Origin of the sequence: Mycolicibacterium pulveris (genome assembly GCF_010725725.1) — a bacterium.
GTDB classification, from domain to species: domain Bacteria; phylum Actinomycetota; class Actinomycetes; order Mycobacteriales; family Mycobacteriaceae; genus Mycobacterium; species Mycobacterium pulveris.
In genome coordinates this window covers 948,553-969,214 of sequence record NZ_AP022599.1, presented here as the reverse complement: position 1 = coordinate 969,214, position 20,662 = coordinate 948,553, and the positions used below count along the sequence as shown (strand labels likewise).

General features: G+C 68.2%; 19 protein-coding genes. 13 read left to right on the top strand and 6 right to left on the bottom strand.

Translation table 11 applies throughout. The features are described 5' to 3' along the window. Positions 1-86: 86 nt before the first annotated feature. From G6N28_RS04970 to G6N28_RS04960, 4 genes are all read left to right on the top strand, one after another. Positions 87-974 carry a universal stress protein gene (locus G6N28_RS04970; RefSeq protein ID WP_163897594.1) on the top strand — a complete coding sequence of 296 codons (888 nt, stop codon included), beginning with the start codon at positions 87-89 and terminating at the stop codon, positions 972-974. Between the two features lie 69 nt (positions 975-1,043). Then, positions 1,044-1,544 carry a DMT family transporter gene (locus tag G6N28_RS26960; RefSeq protein WP_235674468.1) on the top strand — a complete coding sequence of 167 codons (501 nt, stop codon included), beginning with the start codon at positions 1,044-1,046 and terminating at the stop codon, positions 1,542-1,544. Positions 1,545-1,571: 27 nt separating this feature from the next. Further along, positions 1,572-1,778 (top strand): hypothetical protein, encoded by a 207-nt coding sequence (locus tag G6N28_RS26955; protein ID WP_235674467.1) that lies wholly within the window; start codon positions 1,572-1,574, stop codon positions 1,776-1,778. Between the two features lie 133 nt (positions 1,779-1,911). Continuing rightward, positions 1,912-5,208 carry an error-prone DNA polymerase gene (locus G6N28_RS04960; RefSeq protein ID WP_163897591.1) on the top strand — a complete coding sequence of 1,099 codons (3,297 nt, stop codon included), beginning with the start codon at positions 1,912-1,914 and terminating at the stop codon, positions 5,206-5,208. Here G6N28_RS04960 and G6N28_RS04955 read toward each other — a convergent pair. Further along, positions 5,205-7,082, bottom strand: a complete 1,878-nt coding sequence (locus tag G6N28_RS04955) for a cellulase family glycosylhydrolase (protein ID WP_163897588.1) — start codon at positions 7,080-7,082, stop codon at positions 5,205-5,207. The two genes, G6N28_RS04960 and G6N28_RS04955, sit on opposite strands and share 4 nt — an antisense overlap. A 470-nt stretch (positions 7,083-7,552) precedes the next feature. Further along, positions 7,553-7,969, bottom strand: coding sequence for a TIGR03667 family PPOX class F420-dependent oxidoreductase (locus G6N28_RS04950; RefSeq protein WP_163897585.1), 417 nt, complete (start codon positions 7,967-7,969; stop codon positions 7,553-7,555). A gap of 47 nt (positions 7,970-8,016) precedes the next feature. On the opposite strand from G6N28_RS04950, the gene G6N28_RS04945 reads away from it, so the two are divergent. Continuing rightward, positions 8,017-8,652 carry a nitroreductase family protein gene (locus tag G6N28_RS04945; RefSeq protein ID WP_163905838.1) on the top strand — a complete coding sequence of 212 codons (636 nt, stop codon included), beginning with the start codon at positions 8,017-8,019 and terminating at the stop codon, positions 8,650-8,652. A 16-nt stretch (positions 8,653-8,668) separates the two neighbouring features. On the opposite strand, the gene G6N28_RS04940 is transcribed toward G6N28_RS04945, so the two are convergent. Continuing rightward, the gene (locus G6N28_RS04940) at positions 8,669-9,133 is read right to left on the bottom strand and encodes a tRNA (cytidine(34)-2'-O)-methyltransferase (RefSeq protein ID WP_163897582.1); all 465 of its coding nucleotides are present in this window, start codon (positions 9,131-9,133) and stop codon (positions 8,669-8,671) included. Positions 9,134-9,449: 316 nt separating this feature from the next. On the opposite strand from G6N28_RS04940, the gene G6N28_RS04935 reads away from it, so the two are divergent. From G6N28_RS04935 to G6N28_RS04905, 7 genes are all read left to right on the top strand, one after another. Then, a complete protein-coding gene (locus tag G6N28_RS04935; protein ID WP_163897579.1) occupies positions 9,450-11,969 on the top strand; it encodes a HAMP domain-containing sensor histidine kinase in 2,520 nt (839 codons plus the stop codon). Next, positions 11,966-12,388, top strand: a complete 423-nt coding sequence (locus tag G6N28_RS04930) for a roadblock/LC7 domain-containing protein (protein ID WP_163897577.1) — start codon at positions 11,966-11,968, stop codon at positions 12,386-12,388. The genes G6N28_RS04935 and G6N28_RS04930 overlap by 4 nt, the downstream gene beginning before the upstream one ends. A 7-nt stretch (positions 12,389-12,395) precedes the next feature. After that, on the top strand, positions 12,396-12,767 hold the full coding sequence (locus G6N28_RS04925; RefSeq protein ID WP_163897574.1) for a DUF742 domain-containing protein: 372 nt from the start codon (positions 12,396-12,398) through the stop codon (positions 12,765-12,767). Then, on the top strand, positions 12,748-13,353 hold the full coding sequence (locus G6N28_RS04920; protein WP_163897571.1) for a GTP-binding protein: 606 nt from the start codon (positions 12,748-12,750) through the stop codon (positions 13,351-13,353). The genes G6N28_RS04925 and G6N28_RS04920 overlap by 20 nt, the downstream gene beginning before the upstream one ends. Further along, entirely contained in the window at positions 13,354-13,917 is a 564-nt protein-coding gene (locus G6N28_RS04915; RefSeq protein WP_163897568.1) for a pentapeptide repeat-containing protein, read from the top strand. It abuts the gene before it with no gap. Between the two features lie 115 nt (positions 13,918-14,032). Continuing rightward, positions 14,033-14,515 (top strand): RrF2 family transcriptional regulator, encoded by a 483-nt coding sequence (locus tag G6N28_RS04910; RefSeq protein ID WP_163897565.1) that lies wholly within the window; start codon positions 14,033-14,035, stop codon positions 14,513-14,515. Then, positions 14,512-15,738 (top strand): globin domain-containing protein, encoded by a 1,227-nt coding sequence (locus tag G6N28_RS04905; RefSeq protein WP_163897562.1) that lies wholly within the window; start codon positions 14,512-14,514, stop codon positions 15,736-15,738. Before G6N28_RS04910 ends, G6N28_RS04905 begins: the two co-directional genes overlap by 4 nt. Before the next feature lie 11 nt (positions 15,739-15,749). Here G6N28_RS04905 and G6N28_RS04900 read toward each other — a convergent pair whose 3' ends face one another. Together G6N28_RS04900 and G6N28_RS04895 are read right to left on the bottom strand one after the other, a co-directional pair. After that, positions 15,750-16,091, bottom strand: coding sequence for a hemophore-related protein (locus G6N28_RS04900; protein WP_163897560.1), 342 nt, complete (start codon positions 16,089-16,091; stop codon positions 15,750-15,752). Between the two features lie 85 nt (positions 16,092-16,176). Next, entirely contained in the window at positions 16,177-18,837 is a 2,661-nt protein-coding gene (locus tag G6N28_RS04895) for an FHA domain-containing protein (protein ID WP_163897557.1), read from the bottom strand. Positions 18,838-18,982: 145 nt separating this feature from the next. Between G6N28_RS04895 and G6N28_RS04890 the strand changes: the two genes are divergently transcribed. Then, positions 18,983-19,420, top strand: coding sequence for a hypothetical protein (locus G6N28_RS04890; protein WP_128108741.1), 438 nt, complete (start codon positions 18,983-18,985; stop codon positions 19,418-19,420). Positions 19,421-19,424: 4 nt separating this feature from the next. Here the strand turns inward: G6N28_RS04890 and G6N28_RS04885 are convergent, their stop codons facing one another. Next, the gene (locus G6N28_RS04885; protein ID WP_163897554.1) at positions 19,425-20,645 is read right to left on the bottom strand and encodes an NADH:flavin oxidoreductase; all 1,221 of its coding nucleotides are present in this window, start codon (positions 20,643-20,645) and stop codon (positions 19,425-19,427) included. Positions 20,646-20,662: the final 17 nt, after the last annotated feature.

The window sequence follows — 20,662 nt, the reverse complement described above, 5'->3', positions numbered from 1 at the left end:
ATCCACCGATATCACCGGCCGCCGATTGACAGGATGATCGCGGAGGCGTCTTCGTTCCGCGTTGCCAGAGGGCGGTGGTTGTTTCGATGAGGATCGTCGTTGGATACCTGGCCACTCCCGGTGGCGCGGACGCGGTGGCGCTCGGGGTCCGGCTGGCCCGCACGCTCGGCGGTGAACTCGACCTGTGCCTGGTGCTGCCGGCCGATCGGGTGCCGCCGTCGGTGGCACCGGTCGGCCGTTACCGCGAGCACCTGACCGAGCAGGCCGAGGAATGGCTCGCCGCGGCGCGCGCTACGGTGCCCGACGACGTCGTGGTGCGCAGCCGGGTCGCGTTCGACGATTCGTCGGCCGATGCGCTGATCAGGGAGGCGGCGCGGGTGGAGGCGGAGCTCATCGTCGTGGGCGGCTCGGGGGGCGGGCTGGCGGCGAGCTTCTCGCTGGGGTCTGTGGTCAACGAACTGCTGCACTCGGCTCCGCTGCCGGTGGCCGTCGCGCCGCGCGGCACCCGGCACTCGTCCGCCGAGCGGGTACGTGAGGTGACGTGCGCGATCGGTCAGCGTGAAGGGGCAGATCTGTTGCTGGACACCGCAGTTCGGTTCAGCCGCGCTGCAGGCACTCCGTTGCGGTTGGTTTCGCTGGTGGCGCTCGACCCGGTCTTCGGGGTGTTGCGCGGCGACGACGAAGCCGTTCGCGAGCGGGCGCTCGCACATGCGCGACATACCCATGAGGCAGCGAAACTCCGCCTGCCCGAGGGCTTTCCGGTGACATCGATGGTCGTGGAAGGGCGTTCCATCGAGGACGCGGTGGGCAAGCTCGACTGGCAGGCCGGCGATCTGATCATGGTGGGGTCGAGCCGGCTCAGCGCGCCCAAGCGGCTGTTCCTGGGGTCGACGGCGGCCAAGATGCTGCGGGTGCTGGATGTGCCGATGGTGGTGGTGCCGCGGGATCAGTTCGGCGTCGAGGATTTGCCGTGATTCGGGGGGATCGGGGTATGCATGACGCATGCATAAGTCGGCGGCGCCGAGCCTGAGACAGTCGCCGCGGTGACGGGCTGGCTCTTCGCGCTGGGGTCGGCGCTGTTCTACGGCACCTCGGACTTCGTCGCGGCTTGGCGTCTCGGCGGGCCCTACTATGTCGTCGTCGCATTGCTCGGTCAATTCGCGGGGTTGGTGGTCGCGGGTATCGCTGCCCTGGTGGTGATCGCGCCGTCACCGACGGCGGTCGATCTGTGGTGGGGAGCGCTGTCGGGCTTCGGCACCGCCGCCGGGATGGTCTTTCTGTTCCGCGGGATGAGCCACGGCGCGATATCGGTGGTGGTGCCGACCAGCGCGGTCACCGGTATCGCGTTGTCGGCCGTGGTCAGCGTCGTGCTCGGGGACCAGCGCCCGTCCCTGCTCGCGTGGACGGGAATCGCCGTCGCGGTGCCCGCACTGTGGTGGGTGTCCAGCGGCAGGCAGGTAGATGCGGGCGCGCACTCCGGCGGCGCGGGCGACGGGCTGCTGGCCGGCGTGGGCATCGCCGTGCAATATCTCGCGCTCGCCTAGGCTTCGCCGGCGTCGGGCTTCTGGCCCGTGGCCACCGGGCGCGTCGGTGCGCTGGGCGTGCTCGTCGTGGCGCTCGTGGTGGCCGGGCGGCAGGCGCTGCGCGTACCGAAGGGCCCGCTGGCCCTCGCGTTGGCGTCCGGAGCGCTGGCCGCGGCCGCCCTGATCTCCTACTTTCTGGCGACCCAGCACCAGATCGTGGCCGTCGCGGAGCGCTGGCGTCGCTGTATCCGGTGATCCCGGTGCTGCTCGGCATCCTGGTGCTGCACGAGCGCCTCACGCGGCGACAGACGGCGGGGTTGGTGGCGGCCGGAGCGGCGACGCTGCTGATGGCCGGCTGAGTCGAACATCAGTTCGATATACTGGCCGGATGGGTTGGCACACCGGGCCGCCGAGCTGGACCGAAATGCAGCGGGTGCTGAACGGCAAGCCGCGCCGGTCCGGCTGGCCCATTGACCAGCAGCAGGTCGGCGACGGCGGTGACAGCCCCGCCTGGTCCCGCAAGCGCGCGGCATACCAGGCCGTCGACATCGACCGGTCCGGCTCCTCGACGCCGTATGCCGAGCTGCACGCGCATTCGGCGTACAGCTTTCTCGACGGCGCCAGCACACCGGAGGAACTCGTCGAGGAGGCCGTCCGCCTGGATCTGCGCGCGATCGCGCTGACCGACCACGACGGGCTCTACGGCGTGGTGCGCTTCGCGGAGGCCGCCAGGGAACTGGACATGTCGACGGTGTTCGGCGCCGAGCTCTCGCTCGGGGGAGGGGACCGCACCGAGGATCCCGATCCGCCGGGTCCGCATCTGCTGGTGCTGGCCCGCGGCCCGGAAGGCTACCGGCGGCTGTCCCGTGAGCTCGCCAAGGCGCACCTGGCCGGTGGCGAGAAGGGCAAGCTGCGCTACGACTACGACGCGCTGACCGACGCGGCCGGCGGGCACTGGCACATCCTCACCGGTTGCCGCAAAGGACATGTGCGCCAGGCACTTTCTACGGGTGGTCCCGAGGCGGCCGCCGAGGCGCTTGCCGATCTGGTGGACCGGTTCGGCGCCGGGCGGGTCAGCGTCGAACTCACCCACCACGGAAGCCCTCTCGACGACGAACGCAACGCGATGCTGGCCGAGCTGGCGCCGCGCTTCGGTGTCGGCGTCGTCGCCACCACCGGTGCGCACTTCGCCGAACCGTCACGCGGCCGGCTGGCCATGGCGATGGGCGCGATCCGGGCCCGCCACTCGATGGACGACGTCGCCGGTTACCTTGCGCCGCTTGGCGGTTCACATCTGCGGTCGGGGGTGGAGATGACCCGGCTGTTCGCCCACTGCCCTGACGTGGTGACCGCGGCGGCCGAACTCGGCGAGCAGTGCGCGTTCGAACTGGCGCTGATCGCCCCGCAGCTGCCACCGTTTGATGTCCCGCCCGGGCACACCGAGGACAGCTGGCTGCGGCATCTGGTGATGGCGGGGGCGCGCAACCGGTACGGCCCGCCGCAGCGGGCGCCGCGCGCGTACGCCCAGATCGAACATGAACTGAAAACCATCGAACAGCTGAAGTTTCCCGGCTATTTCCTGGTGGTGCACGACATCACCCAGTTCTGCCGAAAGAACAACATCCTGGCCCAGGGACGGGGTTCGGCGGCCAACTCGGCTGTCTGCTACGCGCTGGGAGTCACCAACGTCGACCCCATCGCCAACGAGTTGTTGTTCGAACGGTTCCTGTCCCCGGCGCGCGACGGCCCGCCCGACATCGATATCGACATCGAATCGGACCTGCGGGAGAAGGCAATCCAATACGTCTACGACCGCTACGGCCGCGACTACGCCGCACAGGTGGCCAACGTCATCACCTATCGCGGCCGCAGCGCGGTGCGCGATATGGCGCGTGCGCTGGGATTCTCCCAGGGGCAGCAGGACGCCTGGAGCAAGCAGATCAGCCAGTGGAACGGGCTGGCCGATTCACCCGACGTCGAGGGCATTCCGGAGCCGGTGATCGACTTGGCGATGCAGATCCACAACCTGCCGCGGCACATGGGTATTCACTCCGGCGGCATGGTGATCTGTGACCGGCCCATCGCCGACGTGTGCCCGGTCGAGTGGGCGCGGATGGAGAACCGCAGCGTCCTGCAATGGGGCAAAGATGACTGCGCGGCAATAGGTTTGGTGAAATTCGACCTTCTCGGACTGGGTATGCTCTCGGCGCTGCACTACTGCATCGACCTGGTGCGCGAACACAAGGGCATCGAGGTGGACCTGGCCCGGCTGGATCTGTCCGAACAGGCGGTGTACGAGATGCTGCAACGCGCGGATTCGGTCGGGGTGTTCCAGGTGGAGTCACGGGCGCAGATGGCCACGCTGCCCCGGTTGAAGCCGCGGGTGTTCTACGACCTGGTCGTCGAGGTGGCGTTGATCCGCCCCGGCCCCATCCAGGGCGGCTCGGTGCATCCGTATATCAAGCGACGCAACGGTGTCGAACCGGTCACCTACGACCATCCGTCGATGGAGCCCGCGCTGCGAAAGACATTGGGTGTCCCGTTGTTCCAGGAGCAGCTCATGCAGCTGGCAGTGGACTGCGCGGGGTTCACCGCCGCCGAAGCCGATCAGTTGCGCCGTGCGATGGGATCCAAACGCTCGACGCAACGGATGCGTCGGCTGCGCGACAGGTTCTACGACGGGATGCGCCAACGGCACGGCATCACCGGAGATGTTGCCGACCGCATCTACGAGAAGCTGGAGGCATTCGCCAATTTCGGTTTCCCGGAAAGCCATTCGCTGTCGTTTGCCTCGCTGGTGTTCTACTCGTCGTGGTTCAAGCTGCACCACCCGGCGGCGTTCTGCGCGGCCCTGTTGCGGGCGCAGCCGATGGGTTTCTACTCACCGCAGTCCCTGGTCGCCGACGCCCGCAGGCACGGAGTCACCGTGCATCGTCCCGATGTCAACGCCAGCCTCGCGCACGCCACGCTGGAGAACGACGGCACCGAGGTGCGGCTCGGCCTCGGCGGCATCCGCCACATCGGGGACGAGCTTGCCGAGCGGATTGCCGACGAGCGAAAAGCCAACGGGGACTATGTCTCCCTGCTGGATCTGACCCAGCGGGTGCAGCTGTCGGTTCCCCAGACCGAGGCGCTGGCCACCGCAGGTGCGCTGGGTTGCTTCGGCATCACGCGGCGCGAAGGGCTGTGGGCGGCGGGCGCCGCAGCCAGAGAGCGTCCCGACCGGTTGCCCGGGGTGGGGTCCTCGTTGGCGACCCCCGCGTTGCCCGGCATGACCGAACTGGAACTGGCCGCCGCCGACGTGTGGGCCACCGGTATCTCCCCGGACAGCTTTCCCACGCAGTTCCTGCGCGAGGATCTCGACGCGCTCGGGGTCGTACCGGCGGACAAGCTGCTGGAGGTCCCCGACGGAACCCGGGTGCTGGTGGCCGGGGCGGTGACCCATCGCCAGCGGCCCGCGACCGCGCAAGGGGTCACCTTCATCAACATCGAGGACGAGACCGGGATGGTCAACGTCCTGTGCTCGCAAGCGGTTTGGGCACGCCATCGCAAGCTGGCCCAGACGGCGGCCGCTCTGCTGATCCGCGGGCAGGTGCAGAATGCCACCGGCGCAGTCACCGTCGTCGCCGACCGAATGGGCCAGCTCACGATGGCTATCGGCTCGCGAAGCCGCGACTTCCGCTAGCTCGCCTCCGATCCCGACTCCGGCCCACCCCTCGAAGAGCCGTCGTCATCCGTCCCGTCGGGTTCCCCCGTGTCGTCGGAGTCCGCGGAGTCCATGTCGTCGGAGTCCGTGTCGTCCGGGCCGTCCGGCCCCACCTGCCCGGGCCGGGCCACCAGGCCGGTCCGCACCGGTTCGCGCGAATCCTCCTCGGCGGTGACGTCGTCGGTCTCCGTCTCGGAAAGCTCCGTCGCGGAGGCATCGACGTCGGTCGCCACATCCTGGTCGACGGCCGCAGGCTCCTCCGCGGGGACCTGCTCGTCGACGACGGCCGCTTCGGTGGGCTCGATGGCCGTTTCCTCGACCGTCGTCGGCTCCCCGGTCACGCGCAGCGAATCCGTGACCGAGTCGGTTTCACTCTCCGAAACCTGCTGCGCAGCCGAACCTTCCGATTCGTCGGCATCGGCTTCTGCGGCTGGACCCGATCGCCACGACATGGCTGCGATGTCGGCGCCGGCGGCGACATCGTTCTGCACGTCCGGCGGCAACGAGGCGGCCGCGGCGCCGGCGGGCCGGAAGATGTTGGCTATCGCCTGCGCAACCGAGTTGACGAATGCGCTGACCGAGTTGACCAGACCCTGCACCGAAGCGGCGATCTGCTGGAAGAACGCCTGCAGGGCTTGGGCGATCTGCTCGCCCAGGTTCGGAACACCCGGCACATCCGGCTCGTCCGGCGGGGGAACCTGGTTCTCCTCGATGAAGTCCTTGATCACCTGGGCGGCGAGCTTGGCCGTCCAATCGACATTGAAGATGCCGAACGACGTGTTCGGCGTCAGCACACCGTTGACCAGGCGATCACGCAAGGTGTAGATGAACGACGGGCCCGCATACGAGGTGCCGTCGGCATCCTTGAGGTTCTTCCACGCGTTGAGGAAGTCTTCGATGAACTCGGCCTGATGTTCCTCGGTCACCGCGTTGTCGCCGAAGGTGGGCAGACCGTACTCGGTGGCCCAGATCTTCAGCGCCTTATCGCCGTTGTCGATCATCAGCTGCCTGATCTCGATCAACTGCTCGAGCGGAGCCCGCCAGAAATCGTTTCTGACACCTTGCGAGAACTTCAGCGTGTAGTGGTACGGGTGAAACGACAGGGCGTCGAAGTAGCCCTGCGCCCCGCTCGCGTACATCCCCTCGACGAACGTCGCCGGATCCAGGGTGATCGGGCTGCTGATCACGGCGCCGAGCACGCCGGCCACGACCAACGGATCGTTTGGGTCATCGCCGTTGGCGTTCTTGATCGCGTCGTAGCCGGCCTGCAGGATCGCCGTGTACGCCGCCGGATCGATCGTCGGCGCCCAGGCCCGCGCGTAGTTCGGTTCGTTCCAGATCTCGTACGCCGCGATCTTCTCGCCGTAGCGGGCGGCCACGCGCCCGGCGTACTCGCCGAACAGCTCCGGCTGCGGAGGCTCTTCGAACCCGATCAACGACCAGTCGATGTTGGGGTCGACCCCGGCCCAGTCCGGTCCGTGGGCGAGCACCGCGAGCACCGCCATGTCTCGCTCGGCCGCGGCGTTGATGATGAAATCGCTTCTGGCCCAGGCGGCTTCCTCCACCCCCGGCGGAAAGGTGCCCGGCCGGAACGGTTCGTTGCCCCGCCACGGCAAAACGACCCGGACGGTGTTGACGCCGAGCGCCTGCATCTCATCGAGGTGCCGGTTGACCGCGGCGGTGTCGAGCTTGCCGTCCGGTGTCGCCAAGCCCCACAGGTCCGAGTCGGCGATCCCGACCGTCGTGCCGGACTCGACGATGCCCGCGGTCAAGACATAGTCCAGCGCAACCCGGTCGATGCGCGGCTGATGCTGGCTTGGCGCCGCGGTGAGCATGATCGACATCGGCACCATTGCGACGACGGTCGCAGCAGCAATCCCTCGCAGGCGTGAATTCAATCCCCTCATCGGTTCCCCCCTGATGTCCGGATCGGTGAGCCACGGACGTGTAACCACAAATTAACGTATTAGCCAGCTACTTTGTATGCAATTCGAGAAAACATATCTCATGAGTCTCAGTTACCCGTAATCGAGCGCGTCAAACCGGCGCCAAAACTTTGCTAGGACGGCCAAACCGGCGCAAAATTGACGCCTTAGCAAAACGGCGCCGGAAGGGTGGCGAGCTGGGCCGTTGCCAGTGGTCGCAGGCGAAGCCGCAGGTAATGACACCCTGCGGGTTGAGGAGTTGTTGAAAACGCGAGCAGAATTTCCCCACGACCGTCACTACCGGCGAACTCAGCAACTTTATTGGGACGATTCAGCGAAGTCCTTCACGTAAGGCTGAAGGCGGTGAAGCGCCGCCTGTAGCGAACGCTATTTCGACGTCATCCGCCGGTCGGAGTCGTCCACACCTTGTCGATGTTGATCTTCAGCCGGGTGCTGTAGGCGGCGAGGAACTCTTCGGTGAAACCGAGGCTGGCCGCGTGCTCGCGGTATTTCTTCTGGTACCGCTCGTCGCGCAAGGGGTTGGTGTTCTCCGCGTCGACCGTCGCCGGGCCGCCGACGACGATGATCCCGCTTCCGCGTCCGTCGGAGTCCAGATGCAGGCTGACCCGCGGATGGTTTCTGATGTGGCGGACCTTGGCCGCATCCGGTTCGCTGTAGACGACGATGTCGGTGCCGTCGAAGTAGAACCACACCAGGCGCGGAACAGGCTGGCCCGATTTGGCCACGGTGGTCAACCAACCGTAGTTGTCCGACTGCAGCCTGCTGGACACCTCTTGCGGGAATTCGACTGTCATAGAGCGAATGTAGTCTCGGCGGGGTGACGACCCAGCAGAGTTTGAACATGTCCTTCGACGAAGTCGTGACGACGACGCGGTCGGTGCGCAAGCGGCTCGACTTCGACAGGCCGGTGCCGAAGGAGGTGCTGCTGGAGTGTTTGGAGCTGGCCGTGCAGGCGCCGACGGGGTCCAATGCGCAGGGCTGGCAGTGGGTCTTCGTCGAGGACGAGCACAAGAAGAGCGCGCTGGCCGAGATCTACCGGAACAATTTCACGTGGTATCGCAGCCAGACGCCGCCGGAATATCCCGACGGTGACAGCCGTGCCGCCCAGCGAGAGCGGGTGGTGTCGTCGGCGAGCTACCTGGCCGAGCACATGCACCGGGCGCCTTGGCTGTTGGTGCCGTGTCTGGAGGGCCGCCCGGACGGCGCACCCGCGGGCGTGAGCGCCGGGTTCTGGGGGTCGCTGCTGCCTGCGGTGTGGAGTTACATGCTGGCGCTGCGGTCGCGGGGGCTGGGCTCGGCCTACACCACGTTGCACCTCGTCGGGGACGGCGAGAAGCAGGCCGCCGAGCTGCTCGGCATTCCGTTCAACGAGTACAGCCAGGGCGGGTTGTTTCCGATCGCCTACACCAAGGGCACCGATTTCCGTCCGGCCAACCGGCTTCCGGTCGAGCAGATCGTCCACTTCGACGGCTGGTGAGGCGCGGCGCCAGGGCTCAGTCCGCTCCGGCGAAGCCGTGCTGGCGCCATGCCTCGTAGGCAGCGACGGCGGCGGCGTTGGACAGGTTCAGCGAGCGCCGCCCGGTCAGCATCGGGATACGCACCTGGGCGGTGATGTGCGCATCGGCCAGCGTCGCGCTGTCCAGGCCACTGGGCTCAGGCCCGAACATCAACACATCCGTCGGCTCGTAGGCGACGTCGGCGAACGACGTGGCGGCCTGCGCGGTGAACGCGTACACGCGCGCAGGCATCAGCGCTTCCCACGCCGCGGAAAGGTCTCGATGCACGGTCACCGACGCCAGGTCGTGATAGTCCAGACCGGCGCGTCGCAGTTTGGGTTCGGACAGGTCGAAGCCCAGCGGCTCGACCAGATGCAGTTCGCATCCGGTGGCGGCCACCATCCGGATCGCGTTACCGGTGTTCGGCGCGATGCGAGGGGTCAGAAACAGCAGCCGAAACATTCGGAAATGATCCAACACCGGCGCGCCGAAACCGGGCTTCTGTGGTGAAGGCAACGAAATACCCTGCACACCTTCGGTTTCCAACCACCCGGTGGTGGCCTTTGCTCCGATACCACGGCCCGCGGCCCGGCGGCGGTCGTGAACTCTGTCTGTTCAGTAAGAATTGTGGAATCCGCAGCACATCGCTGTCATACTCGACCAGTTGCCAGGCGTAGCACACGCCCGCCCTTACATGGGCGAAGTCAACGGGAAGCCATATGAACGACGCGCCAATACTGACTTGCGGACACGGGGCCGATAGCGCAGGCCGGCGTCGATGAGCGTCTTCTCACAGGAGCCGCCGATCAAGCGGCCGCCGCGATGGTCGCTGACCAACTGGCCGGTCCGCTGGAAGGTGCTCGCGATCGTCGTGGTGCCGCTTGTCGTGGCGGCGACATTCGGCGGTCTGCGCATCCACAGCAGTGCGACCGAGGCGTCGCAGATGCGGCTGGCCGCCGACCGCGTCGAGCTGCTGCCCACCATCGAGAACTACATGGCCGCGCTCGAGGAGGCCATGCTTGCGCAGGCCACCGACGGCGACCCCCAGGCGGCGTTGACCGCGTTCGACGCCGGTCGCCAGGAACTGCAGGACCAGGTGTCCACCGTGGACGTCGCGCCCGACGTCCGCGACGGGGTGGAGGCCCTGATCGACGGCGGCCAGGCACTAATGGACAAGGTCACCGCCAACAGCATCGGGCTGCGCGACATCATCCAGTCCTATGCGTTGTTGTTGTTGCCCGCCGAGGACGCCGTCAACGGTTCGGTCCGCGTGGACGACGAACGCATCCGCGCCGAAACCGCCGGGTTGTCCAGGGCGATCGGCGCGCGGGGTCAGATGATGATGCAGACGCTCACCATCACCCGCGGCGGGGAGCTGCCCGAGCCGGCGTTGCGCACCTCGATGCTCGCGCTCGCCGGAACCGAGCCGTCGACGTTGTTCGGGATGAGCCAGGTGCTCGGGGTGGCGTCGCCGGACGCCCAGAAGCTGCAGGCCGAGTTCGTCACACGGATGGCCGCGATGACCGATCCGGCCGTCCCGCTGGTCAACAACCCCGAGCTGCTGGCTTCGGTGAACACCACCGACGACATCGCCCGTCAGATCATCGAGCGCACCACCGCGTCGGTGACCTCGGCCGTCAACGAGAAGGCGTCCGCCGCGCGCACCGCGCTGATCCGCGACGCGGTGATCGTCGCGGTGGTGATCCTGCTGGCGCTGGTCGTGGTCGCCCTGGTGGCCCGCTCCCTGGTGCGGCCACTGCGCCGGCTGCGCGACAGCGCGCTCAAGGTGGCCCACGAAGACCTCACCCGCGAGATCGACCACGTCCGGGCCGGAGGCGAGGCCCCCGCGGTCGAGCCGGTCCCGGTGTACACCTCCGAGGAGGTCGGCCAGGTCGCCCACGCCGTCGACGAGCTGCACGAGCAGGCGCTCCTGCTGGCCACCGAACAGTCCCGGCTGCAGCTGCAGGTCGGCGACATGTTCGAGACGCTCTCGCGGCGCAGCCGCTCACTGGTCGATCAGCAGCTGGCGCTGATCGACCGGCTGGAACGCAACGAAGAGGACCCCGAACGCCTGGAGAGCCTCTTCCGGCTCGACCACCTCGCCGCGCGCATGCGCCGCAACGGCGCCAACCTGCTGGTCCTCGCCGGTGCCCGAGTGCCGCGGGAGCAGGCCGAGCCGGTGCCCGTTTCCGCGGTGATCAACGCCGCGGCCTCCGAGGTGGAGGACTACACCAGGGTGGTCACCGCGACCGTGCCCGACAGTGAGATCGTCGGCGCGGTCGCCGGCGACATCGTGCACCTGCTCGCCGAGCTTCTCGACAACGCGCTGCGCTACTCGCCGCCGGTTTCCCAGGTGCGCGTCTCGGCGGTGCACACCGCCAACGGCGGCCTGGTCATCGAGGTCAGCGACATCGGGTTGGGTATGACCGAATCGGACCTGCGGGTCGCCAACGCCCGGCTGCAGTCGGGCGGTGAGGTCACCCCGTACACCGCGCGGCACATGGGCCTGTTCGTCGTCGGCCGGCTCGCCGCGCAGCACGGCCTGGTGGTCCGGCTGCGCAGTACCGTTGCGGGCGAACCGAATTCGGGTACCACGGCAGGTGTTTACATCCCGGCCGAGCTGCTGGCCGACGCGGAGGCGACCGACCAGTTCAGCACGCTGGAGTACGCCAGGCCCGCCGACGCGCATGCGGGCATCGCGACCGCGCTCGCACTGGACGAAGACCATTACGACGAGGACGACGCGGCCGGCGTCGCCCTGCTGCCGCAGCGCGACCCCGGGTCCAGCGACATCTCCGGCCTGCCGTCGCCGCCGTCCCTCGAAACGACGCCCGCCGAACCCGAACCCGAACCGACGGCCACCGAGCCGTCGGCCACCGCGGGTTCGGACGACGCGATCTATCAGAAGATGCTCTCGGAGTGGTTGATCGACCCGACCGAGCTGGCCAACAGCACGGACCTGGACTGGGAATCGGTCTGGGACCACGGCTGGTCGGCGGCGGCCGCCGCCGAGGAAGCGCCCGTACTGCGCCGCACCGAGGAGGGCCTACCGGTACGTGAGCCCGGCGCCAGGCTGGTGCCCGGCGGCGCCGACGCCCCAGACGCCCCCGACGCCAACGAGCCCGTCGACCACGCCCGGCACCGCACCGACGACACGCAGCCCGGCAGCGACAGCGAGGTAGCATCGGCGCCGCGCCGCGATCCGGAGGCTGTCCGGGCGAGCATCAGCAGCCACTTCGGCGGGGTGCACGCCGGCCGGTCCCACGCCCGAGAGACCAGAGGAACAGAGGACGAATGACCGATCTGCCGCCGCGTTCGACGCAGCGCGACTCGCTCGATTGGCTGGTCTCCAAATTCGCCAGGGAAGTGTCGGGGGTGTCGCACGCGGTGCTGGTGTCCGCGGACGGCCTGCTGATGGCGGCCAGCGAGCACATCCCGACCGAGCGCGCCGACCAGCTCGCCGCCGTGACCTCGGGGCTGGCCAGCCTGTCGACGGGCGCCGCGCAGCTGTTCGACGGCGGCCACGTGTTGCAGTCGGTGGTCGAGATGGAGCACGGCTACCTGCTGCTGATGCGGGTGGGCGACGGCTCCAACCTGGCGACGCTGGCGACGCGCAACTGCGACATCGGCCAAATCGGTTACGAGATGGCGATATTGGTGGAACGGGTGGGTTCCGTGGTGCAGTCGGGACGGCGGCGCGCACCCACGCATTCGTGAGCGGCGTATGGACTACTGGGAGCGGGATGCCGACGCCGAGCCGAGTCTGGTACGGCCCTACATCCTGACGGCCGGGCGCACCGATCCGACGGTCCATCTGCCGCTGGAGGCGCCGATCGAGACCTTGCCCGACGAGAAGCCCGTGCAGTGGCCGGGAAACGATGTGCGGGGACAGATCCTGAGGCTGTGCAGTGAGTACCCGTCGGTCGCCGAGATCGCCGCGCGGCTATCCTTGCCGCTTGGTGTGGCGCGGGTGTTGATCGGTGATCTCGTGACGCAGGGGTATCTGCGGGTGCACACCACCCTCGACGGTGCGGCGACCCTGGACGAACGGCGCGAACTGATAGGAAGGACGCTGCGTGGCCTTAGGGCACTCTGAGGGTCGCCACGCCGCGGCCGGCGGCGGGCGCTCATCCGCTTCCACCAAGATCGTCATCTCCGGCGGGTTCGGCGCGGGCAAGACGACGTTTGTCGGGGCGGTCTCCGAGATCATGCCGCTGCGGACCGAAGCGCTGGTCACCAACGCCTCGGCGGGCGTCGACGGCCTCGATGCCACCCCGGACAAGAACACCACCACCGTGGCGATGGACTTCGGTCGGATCACGCTGGCCGAGGATCTGGTGCTGTATCTGTTCGGGACCCCGGGGCAGCGCAGGTTCTGGTTCATGTGGGACGACCTGGTGGCCGGTGCGATCGGCGCCGTCATCCTGGTCGATGTCCGCCGCCTCGCCGACAGCTTCGCCGCGGTCGACTTCTTCGAGGCACGCAAGCTGCCGTTCATCATCGCGATCAACCAATTCGATGGCGCACCAAGGTATCCCATCGCCGCAGTGCGCAAGGCACTGGCGTTGTCCGATCGGATCCCGATGATCAATATCGACGCCCGCGACCGAACCTCCGCCCGGTCAGCGCTGATCACCGTCACCGAATACGCCCTCAACAGCCTCACGGCTTCGCCCGGCTGAGTGGATACCGACGAAACAGTCTGGGCCGAACGAGAATTCATCGGCCACGACTTCCGCGACGAAGACCTCAGCCGGTTACGGACCGATCGCGTGGTGTTCGACGAGTGCGACTTCCGCGGTGTGGACCTGACCGAATCCGTGCACGTCGGTTCGGCATTCCGTAACTGCACCTTTGAGCGAGCAATCCTGCACCACAGCAGTTTTCGGCAGTGCAGCATGCTCGGTTCGGTGTTCACCCACGCCCGGTTACGGCCGCTGATGCTGGACGACGTCGACTTCACGCTGGCCGTTTTGGGCGGATGCGATCTGCGCGGGGTCGACCTCTCCGGCTGTCGGCTGCGGGAAGCCGGGCTGGTGGACGCCGATCTGCGCAAGGCGGTGCTGCGCGGGGCCGACCTGGCCGGGGCGCGGGTGCAGAACGCCCGGCTGGACGAGGTCGATCTGCGTGGCGCGCGCATCGACCCGACGCTGTGGACCACCGCCACCGTGCGCGGCGCGAAAATCGACGTCGACCAGGCCTTGGCCTACGCCGCCGCACACGGCCTGGACATCCAGGGCGGCTGACGTCGCCGCGCCGAAGAGCCCATAACCGCTGATCAAAAAACCGCACGCGACGGGGTGTTCAAGCACACATCCGCAAAGGTCGCCTCGGACATGCCGAATTACTACGGTCCGTAGTATGCAGCTGACCCGGTTCACCGACCTCGGCCTACGCACCATGATGCTGCTGGCCGCCGGCGAAGCCGGGGACCAGCGGATCACCACTCGCTCGATCGCCGTCGGCGCCAACGCCTCCGAGCACCACGTCGCCAAGGCCGTGGCCCGGCTGGCCGAGCTCGGCATGGTGCAGGCGCGGCGCGGGCGGATCGGTGGGCTGACCCTCACCGACGCGGGACGCCAGGCGTCGGTGGGCTGGCTCGTGCGGCGCCTGGAGGGCGACAGGGAAGTCATCGAATGCGATGGCGCCGAGCCGTGCCCATTGGTGCCGGCATGTCGGATGCGGCGCGTTCTGGTGGCGGCCAAAGAAGCGTTCTATCGCGAGCTGGACCAGTACACCGTCAGTGATTTGACCAGGGACACAGGACTTCTTGTGATCTCTGGGCCGCAGTCCCGGAACGGGCACCAGCCCGGCCGTCAACTCAGCGAAAGGACCGCCCGATGACCGCAATTGCCGCTGCCCCACTCGAGCTGGAACCGCAGCACGCCGAGATCGTGTCCGCGACGCTGCCACTGATCGGTGCGCACATCGATGAGATCACCGCGGAGTTCTACCGGCTGATGTTCGAGAACCACCCCGAACTGCTGCGCAATCTGTTCAACCGGGGCAACCAGGCCCAGGGCGCACAGCAGCGGGCGTTGGCCGCGTCGATCGCCACGTTCGCCGCCCACCTCGTCGACCCCGAACTTCCGCACCCCGCCGAACTGTTGTCGCGGATCGGGCACAAGCACGCGTCGCTGGGCGTCACCGCCGATCAGTACCCGATCGTGCACGACAACTTGTTCGCCGCGATCGTCGCGGTGCTGGGAACCGAGACGGTGACCGAGGAGGTGGCCGCCGCATGGGATCGGGTGTACTGGATCATGGCGCAGACGCTGATCGATCTGGAGCGTGAACTCTACGCCGCGGCGGGGGTGTGCGACGGAGATGTGTACCGGCGCGCCCGCGTTGTCTCCCGGGTCGACGATCCATCCGGCGCGGTGTTGTTGACGGTCCGCGCCGACGGCGCGCCGTTCACGGGATTCTCGCCGGGACAGTATGTTTCGGTGGGTGTCACGATGCCCGACGGGGCCCGGCAGCTGCGCCAGTACAGCCTCGTCAACGCGCCGGGAACGACGGAGCTGACGTTCGCGGTCAAACCGTTGGACGCCACCGCCGACCAGCCGGCCGGCGAGGTCTCCACCTGGATCGCCGCGAACGTGTGCGTCGGCGACATCCTCGACGTCACCGTGCCGTTCGGCGACCTGCCCGCACCCGCGGACGGCCGTCCGGTGGTTCTGATCTCCGCGGGCATCGGGATCACCCCGATGATCGGGTTGTTGGAATTTCTCGCCGCCGAGGCGCCCGACACCCCGGTGCAGGTGCTCCACGCCGACCGCTCCGATCAGAGCCATCCGCTGCGGGAACGGCAGCGCGAACTGCTCGCCGCACTGCCCCAAAGCACGCTCGACATCTGGTACGAGGACGGCATGACCGGCGACCAGCCCGGAGTGCATCCCGGGTTGTTGCGACTGGACGACGTCACACTGTCCGCCGGGGCCGACGTCTACCTATGCGGCAACAACGGTTTCGTGCAGGCGGTGCGCACCCAACTGCTCGCACGGGGGGTGCGCACAGCGCAGATCCACAGCGAGTTGTTCTCGCCCAACGACTGGCTGTTGTCCTGAGGCGGCTGCGCTCAGAAGTTGCTGCAGCTGTTGGCCACCCGCATGATGATCGGGGTGAACTGCTCCACGCCCGGCGTCGCCTGAGCCTGCGCGACCATGCCGCGACGGGTCTCGGGCCCCGCGGCGACCAGCGCCTGCAGCCAGCCGGTGGCCGCAGGGGCCGACTGCAGCTGGGTGGCGAGCTCAGGTGATTCGGCGTTGAGCGCCGCAACGACCTGTGAGTAGGTGCATTTCGAGTAGATGATGGTGTCAATGTCTGGCTGCGCGGCCGCGATTCCGGCCCCCACGCCGGCACCGGCCAGCATCAAAGCCACACTGCCAGAGGCCAAAGCCAGTCGTGTCGTCGACAACATGCGGTATACCTTCCACCATTCCCCGAGCCCTGTTGTGAAGGTTACACGCTAACACTGTCGGCCAACCCTGTGCGATTTTCGGTGATCAAGCGCCTTTCAGGCGGATCTTCCAGCGCACGAACGACGCGTAGCCCACGGAGATGACGGCGAGCATCGCCATGTCGAACAGCCAGGTGCCCGCCGAGTGCTCCCAGTGCCGATCGTCGGGGGTCAGCGGGCCCGGCACCAGCCGGATCAGGTCGATCGTCGAGGCCGACGCCGCAAAACCCCAGCGCGCCGGGGTGAACCAAGACATCTGGTCGAGCGCGATGCGATCGGTCACCGGGATCATGCCGCCGGAGAACACCAGCTGCGACATGATCGCCACCACCAACAGCGGCATGATCTGTTCGTTGGACTTCGCCAACGCCGACAACGCCAGCCCGACCATGGCCGCGGCCACGGTCGTCACCGCGATGTCCAGGAACAACTCCACGCTGCGGTTGCCGAGCAGCGCGCCTCGCTCCACCGCGCCTGGCCCCCAACCCTTACCGATGATCGCGATCACCGTGACGATCGCCGACTGAACGACCGCGAAGACCGTGAACACGAAGATCTTCGCCAATAGATATGCCGTCGTGGACAATCCGACCGCCTGCTCGCGGCGGAAGATGGCCCGCTCACCGATCAGCGCGCGGATCGTCAACGCGGTGCCCATGAAGATGGCGCCGACGTTGAGCATCACCAGGATCTGACCGGGCTCGTTGGGTGCCGCGCCGCCCTCGATCGCGGGCACGGGCACCCCGAAGCCGACGTCGCCGGGCACCGACAGCGACAGCACCCCCATGATGAACGGCAACAGCATCAGGAACGCGAAATAGCCGCGGTCAGAGACCACCAACCGCACCTGCCGTCGCGCGATCGTCGAGAACTGGCGGGTGACGCTGGTGCGGGTCGGGTTGCCGAGATCGGACGGCTGCTCGGTCGGCGGCGGCGGTGGCGGCGGGCCGTGCTGGGCCAGGAATCTCTGGTTGGCCGCGTCCGGATCGTTGGCGACCGCGCTGAAGATGTCGGCCCAGTTGGTGGTGCCCATGGACGGGCCGATCTGGCTCGGCGGCCCGTAGAACGCCGTCTTGCCGCCGGGCGCCAGCAGCAGCACCTGATCGCAGACGTCGAGGTAGGTCAGCGAATGCGTGACGACCAGCACCACCCGCCCGGCGTCGGCGAGTTGGCGCAGCATGGTCATGACTTGGCGGTCCAGCGCCGGGTCCAGCCCCGACGTCGGCTCGTCCAGGATCAGCAGCGACGGGCCGGTGAGCAGCTCGAGCGCCACCGACGCCCGCTTGCGCTGCCCACCCGAGAGCTTGTCCACGCGGGTGTCGGCGTGCCGGGTCATCTCCAGTTCCTCGAGCACCTGCGCGACGACCTGGGCGCGGTCTTCCTTGGTGGTGTCGGGCGGCAGCCGCAACTCGGCGGCATACATCAGCGCCTGGTTGACGGTCAGCTGGCCGTGGACCACGTCGTCCTGCGGCACCATCCCGATCCGGGAGCGCAGCGAGGCGTACTCGGCGTGGATGTTGTGGCCTTCGAACGTCACCGTGCCCGTCGTGGGGTGGGTGTAGCCGGCCACCAACCGGGCGAACGTCGACTTGCCCGCGCCCGACGGTCCGATCACCGCGGTCAGCGTGCCGGGCCGCGCGGCGATCGAGATGTTCTCCAGCAGCGTCTTGTCGTTCTCGATCGTCCAGGTGACGCCGTGCACCTCCAGCCCGCCGGTGCGGGTGGCGGCCTCGGTCTCGGTGCGGCGGACCAACGTGCCGCCGGTGAACACCAGGTCGACGTTGCCGATCGTGACGGTGTCGCCCTCGTGCAGCACCGCCGTCTCGACCCGGGAGCCGTTGACGAACGTGCCGTTGATGCTGCGGTTGTCGCGGATCTCGGTGCCCGCCGGGGTGGGCACCAACGTGGCGTGGTGGCGCGACGCGAGCACGTCGGGCACGACGATGTCGTTGTCGGTGGCCCGGCCGATCTTGATGGCTCCCGGCAGCCCGGCATCGGCGGGCCGCCCCGGCCGCAGGATTTTCAGCATGCTCGTGGCGAGGTTGCCCTCGCTGGAGCGGGGCGCGGCCGTCGGCCCCATCGCGGTCACCGACTCCAGCGACGCCGATGACACCGGCGGCGGCGGGGGTGGGGCCGCGTGGCGCGCTGGTTGCGGGGTGCTGGGCGGGTATGTGGTGGGGCCACCGGTGGGGGCCTGCGGGCCGGTCGGATACCGCGGCGGCTGCGGTGCCGTCGGATACACCGGCTGCGGCCGCGAGGTGTGCTGCGGTCCCGAAACCTGGGGTCCCGCGCTGGGCCAGGACGCCGAGCCGTGGCGCTGCGTGGCGATCGGCACCGCGGTCGTCGGCGTGCGGCCCACGGCGCCCTGGTGGCGACCGACCTCGAAGGTCAGCCGCGGGCCGTCGGGGTTGCCGATGTTGACGCTGAGCCCGTCTGCGATGTCGACCATGGGCACCCGCCGGTTGTTGACGAACATGCCGTTGAGGCTGCCGTTGTCGATCGCGACCCACCGGCCCTGATCGAACCGCAGCACCAGGTGCGCCCTGGAGATCAGCGGATGGGCGATGCGCACGTCGGCGCGTAGGTCCCGGCCGACGACGACGTCGTTGCCTGGCGCGAAGGTTCGTGTCGAGCCGTCGTAGCGAACGGTCAGCGCGGGAGGGACGGGTCGGCTCGTCGGAGCCGAACGGCCGGCGACATTGGACATCGCGACAACTGTATCGGGTAGTCAGTCACGCGCATGGTCCACCGCGCGGTGTCGGTGATCTGCTGCGGGCCGTCATTTGCGCCGACTTGACGGCCGGTGCGGCGCGTCGCCGCGAATTGACGCCGGTTCATGGGGACACTGAGTCATGGTGTCTGTGACGCCTGCGGTGCTGCTCCTCGGTGCGGCGGTGGGCGTGAGCCTGGCGACGACGGTCGCGCCGTCGACGGCCCTCGCGCAGCCGTCGTATCCCACCGACGATCGCGGTTTCATCGGCACGTCCGTGCGTTGCGACGCCCCGCGCTCGGCGGTGAGCTTCGGGCGCACGGCGCAGTCGCTCGTCGCGATCTGCCTGGTGCCCGAGGGGCACTACGAGTACCGCGGTGCCCGCCTCGGCGACGACGCGGTGTTGGTCGTCGTCGCTGAACCCACCGTGCCCGGCGAGTTCTTCGCCCAGAAGGACGGCGCCACCTACACCGTCACCGCGAAGGACCTCGTCATCAGGACCGACGAGTGGGTGCGCGCCGAGCCGATGCTGCAGTTCGAGACGCCGCCGATCCTGGCGGTGGAGACGCCGACGCGGTAACGGATCAGCCGGGCGTGCCCACCGAGGAGTAGTGCGGCGAGCCGGTCACCACGCAGCGGGTCTGGCTGTAGATCGTGGCCATGCACTGGTTGCAGTGCGTGCACGCGGAGAACACCGAGTGCTTGTCGCCGTCGGCCTGGATCCGGTTGATCAGATCCGGCTCGGCGAGCAGCGCGCGACCCATCGCGACGAAGTCGAACCCCTCGGCCATCGCCAGGTCCATCGTTTCGCGGTTGGTGATGCCGCCGAGCAGGATCAACGGCATCTTCAGCTCGGCGCGGAACTGCTTGGCGTCGCGCAGCAGATACGCCTCGCGGTAGGGGTACTCGCGGAAGAACTTCTTGCCGGTCATCCGGATACCCCAACGCAGCGGCGGTTTGAAGGCGTTCGCGAACTCCTTGACGGGGGCGCCGCCACGGAACAGGTACATCGGGTTGACCAGAGAGCTGCCCGCGGTGAGCTCGATGGCGTCCAGGCCGCCGTCCTCCTCGAGCCACTTGGCCGTCTGCAACGACTCCTCGAGGGAGATGCCGCCACGCACCCCGTCGGCCATGTTGAGTTTGGCGGTGACCGCGATCGGGGTGCCCGCCTTCTCCACCGCGCGGCGCACCGCCAGCACGGTGCCGCGGGCCACCTTGGCGCGGTTCTCCAGCGAGCCACCGAACTCGTCGGTGCGGCGGTTGATCAGCGGGCTCAGAAACGAGCTGGCGAAGTAGTTGTGGCCGAGATGGATTTCGACGGCGTCGAACCCGGCATCGATTGCGAACCGGGCCGCGTCGGCATGGGCGGCCATGATGTCGTCGATGTCGTCGCGGCTGGCCTTCTTGGCGAAGCGCATCGCCAGCGGGTTGAAGAACCGCACCGGCGCGTACGCGGTGGTCTTGTTCGAGCGCGCGTCGGCCACCGGTCCGGCGTGACCGATCTGCGCGCTGATCGCCGCGCCCTCGGCGTGGATCGTGGCGGTGAGCCTGCGCAGCCCCGGGATCGCCTCGGGGCGCCAGTAGATCTGCCTGCCCTCGGTGCGCCCGCCCGGCCTCACCGCCAGATACGCCACCGTCGTCATGCCGACGCCGCCGGCGGCCGGCAGCCGGTGGTAGGTGATCAGGTCGTCGGTGACGAGCGCGTTCGGCGTGCACGCCTCGAACGTCGCCGCCTTGATGATGCGGTTGCGCAGCGTCACCGGGCCCAGCTTGGCCGGGGTGAACACATTCCGGGGAGTGTCCATAACGGGAAGCCTGCCAC

Coding starts and splice junctions, on each gene's coding strand:
- G6N28_RS04955 (WP_163897588.1), bottom strand. CDS start 7,082: ATGGTGCCGATGTCGATCATGCTCACCGCGGCGCCAAGCCAGCATCAG.
- G6N28_RS04885 (WP_163897554.1), bottom strand. CDS start 20,645: ATGGACACTCCCCGGAATGTGTTCACCCCGGCCAAGCTGGGCCCGGTG.
- G6N28_RS04925 (WP_163897574.1), top strand. CDS start 12,396: ATGGACTACTGGGAGCGGGATGCCGACGCCGAGCCGAGTCTGGTACGG.
- G6N28_RS04945 (WP_163905838.1), top strand. CDS start 8,017: ATGTCCTTCGACGAAGTCGTGACGACGACGCGGTCGGTGCGCAAGCGG.
- G6N28_RS04940 (WP_163897582.1), bottom strand. CDS start 9,133: ATGTTTCGGCTGCTGTTTCTGACCCCTCGCATCGCGCCGAACACCGGT.
- G6N28_RS04905 (WP_163897562.1), top strand. CDS start 14,512: ATGACCGCAATTGCCGCTGCCCCACTCGAGCTGGAACCGCAGCACGCC.
- G6N28_RS04930 (WP_163897577.1), top strand. CDS start 11,966: ATGACCGATCTGCCGCCGCGTTCGACGCAGCGCGACTCGCTCGATTGG.
- G6N28_RS04910 (WP_163897565.1), top strand. CDS start 14,033: ATGCAGCTGACCCGGTTCACCGACCTCGGCCTACGCACCATGATGCTG.
- G6N28_RS04890 (WP_128108741.1), top strand. CDS start 18,983: ATGGTGTCTGTGACGCCTGCGGTGCTGCTCCTCGGTGCGGCGGTGGGC.
- G6N28_RS04950 (WP_163897585.1), bottom strand. CDS start 7,969: ATGACAGTCGAATTCCCGCAAGAGGTGTCCAGCAGGCTGCAGTCGGAC.
- G6N28_RS04970 (WP_163897594.1), top strand. CDS start 87: ATGAGGATCGTCGTTGGATACCTGGCCACTCCCGGTGGCGCGGACGCG.
- G6N28_RS04935 (WP_163897579.1), top strand. CDS start 9,450: ATGAGCGTCTTCTCACAGGAGCCGCCGATCAAGCGGCCGCCGCGATGG.
- G6N28_RS04895 (WP_163897557.1), bottom strand. CDS start 18,837: ATGTCCAATGTCGCCGGCCGTTCGGCTCCGACGAGCCGACCCGTCCCT.
- G6N28_RS04900 (WP_163897560.1), bottom strand. CDS start 16,091: ATGTTGTCGACGACACGACTGGCTTTGGCCTCTGGCAGTGTGGCTTTG.
- G6N28_RS04960 (WP_163897591.1), top strand. CDS start 1,912: ATGGGTTGGCACACCGGGCCGCCGAGCTGGACCGAAATGCAGCGGGTG.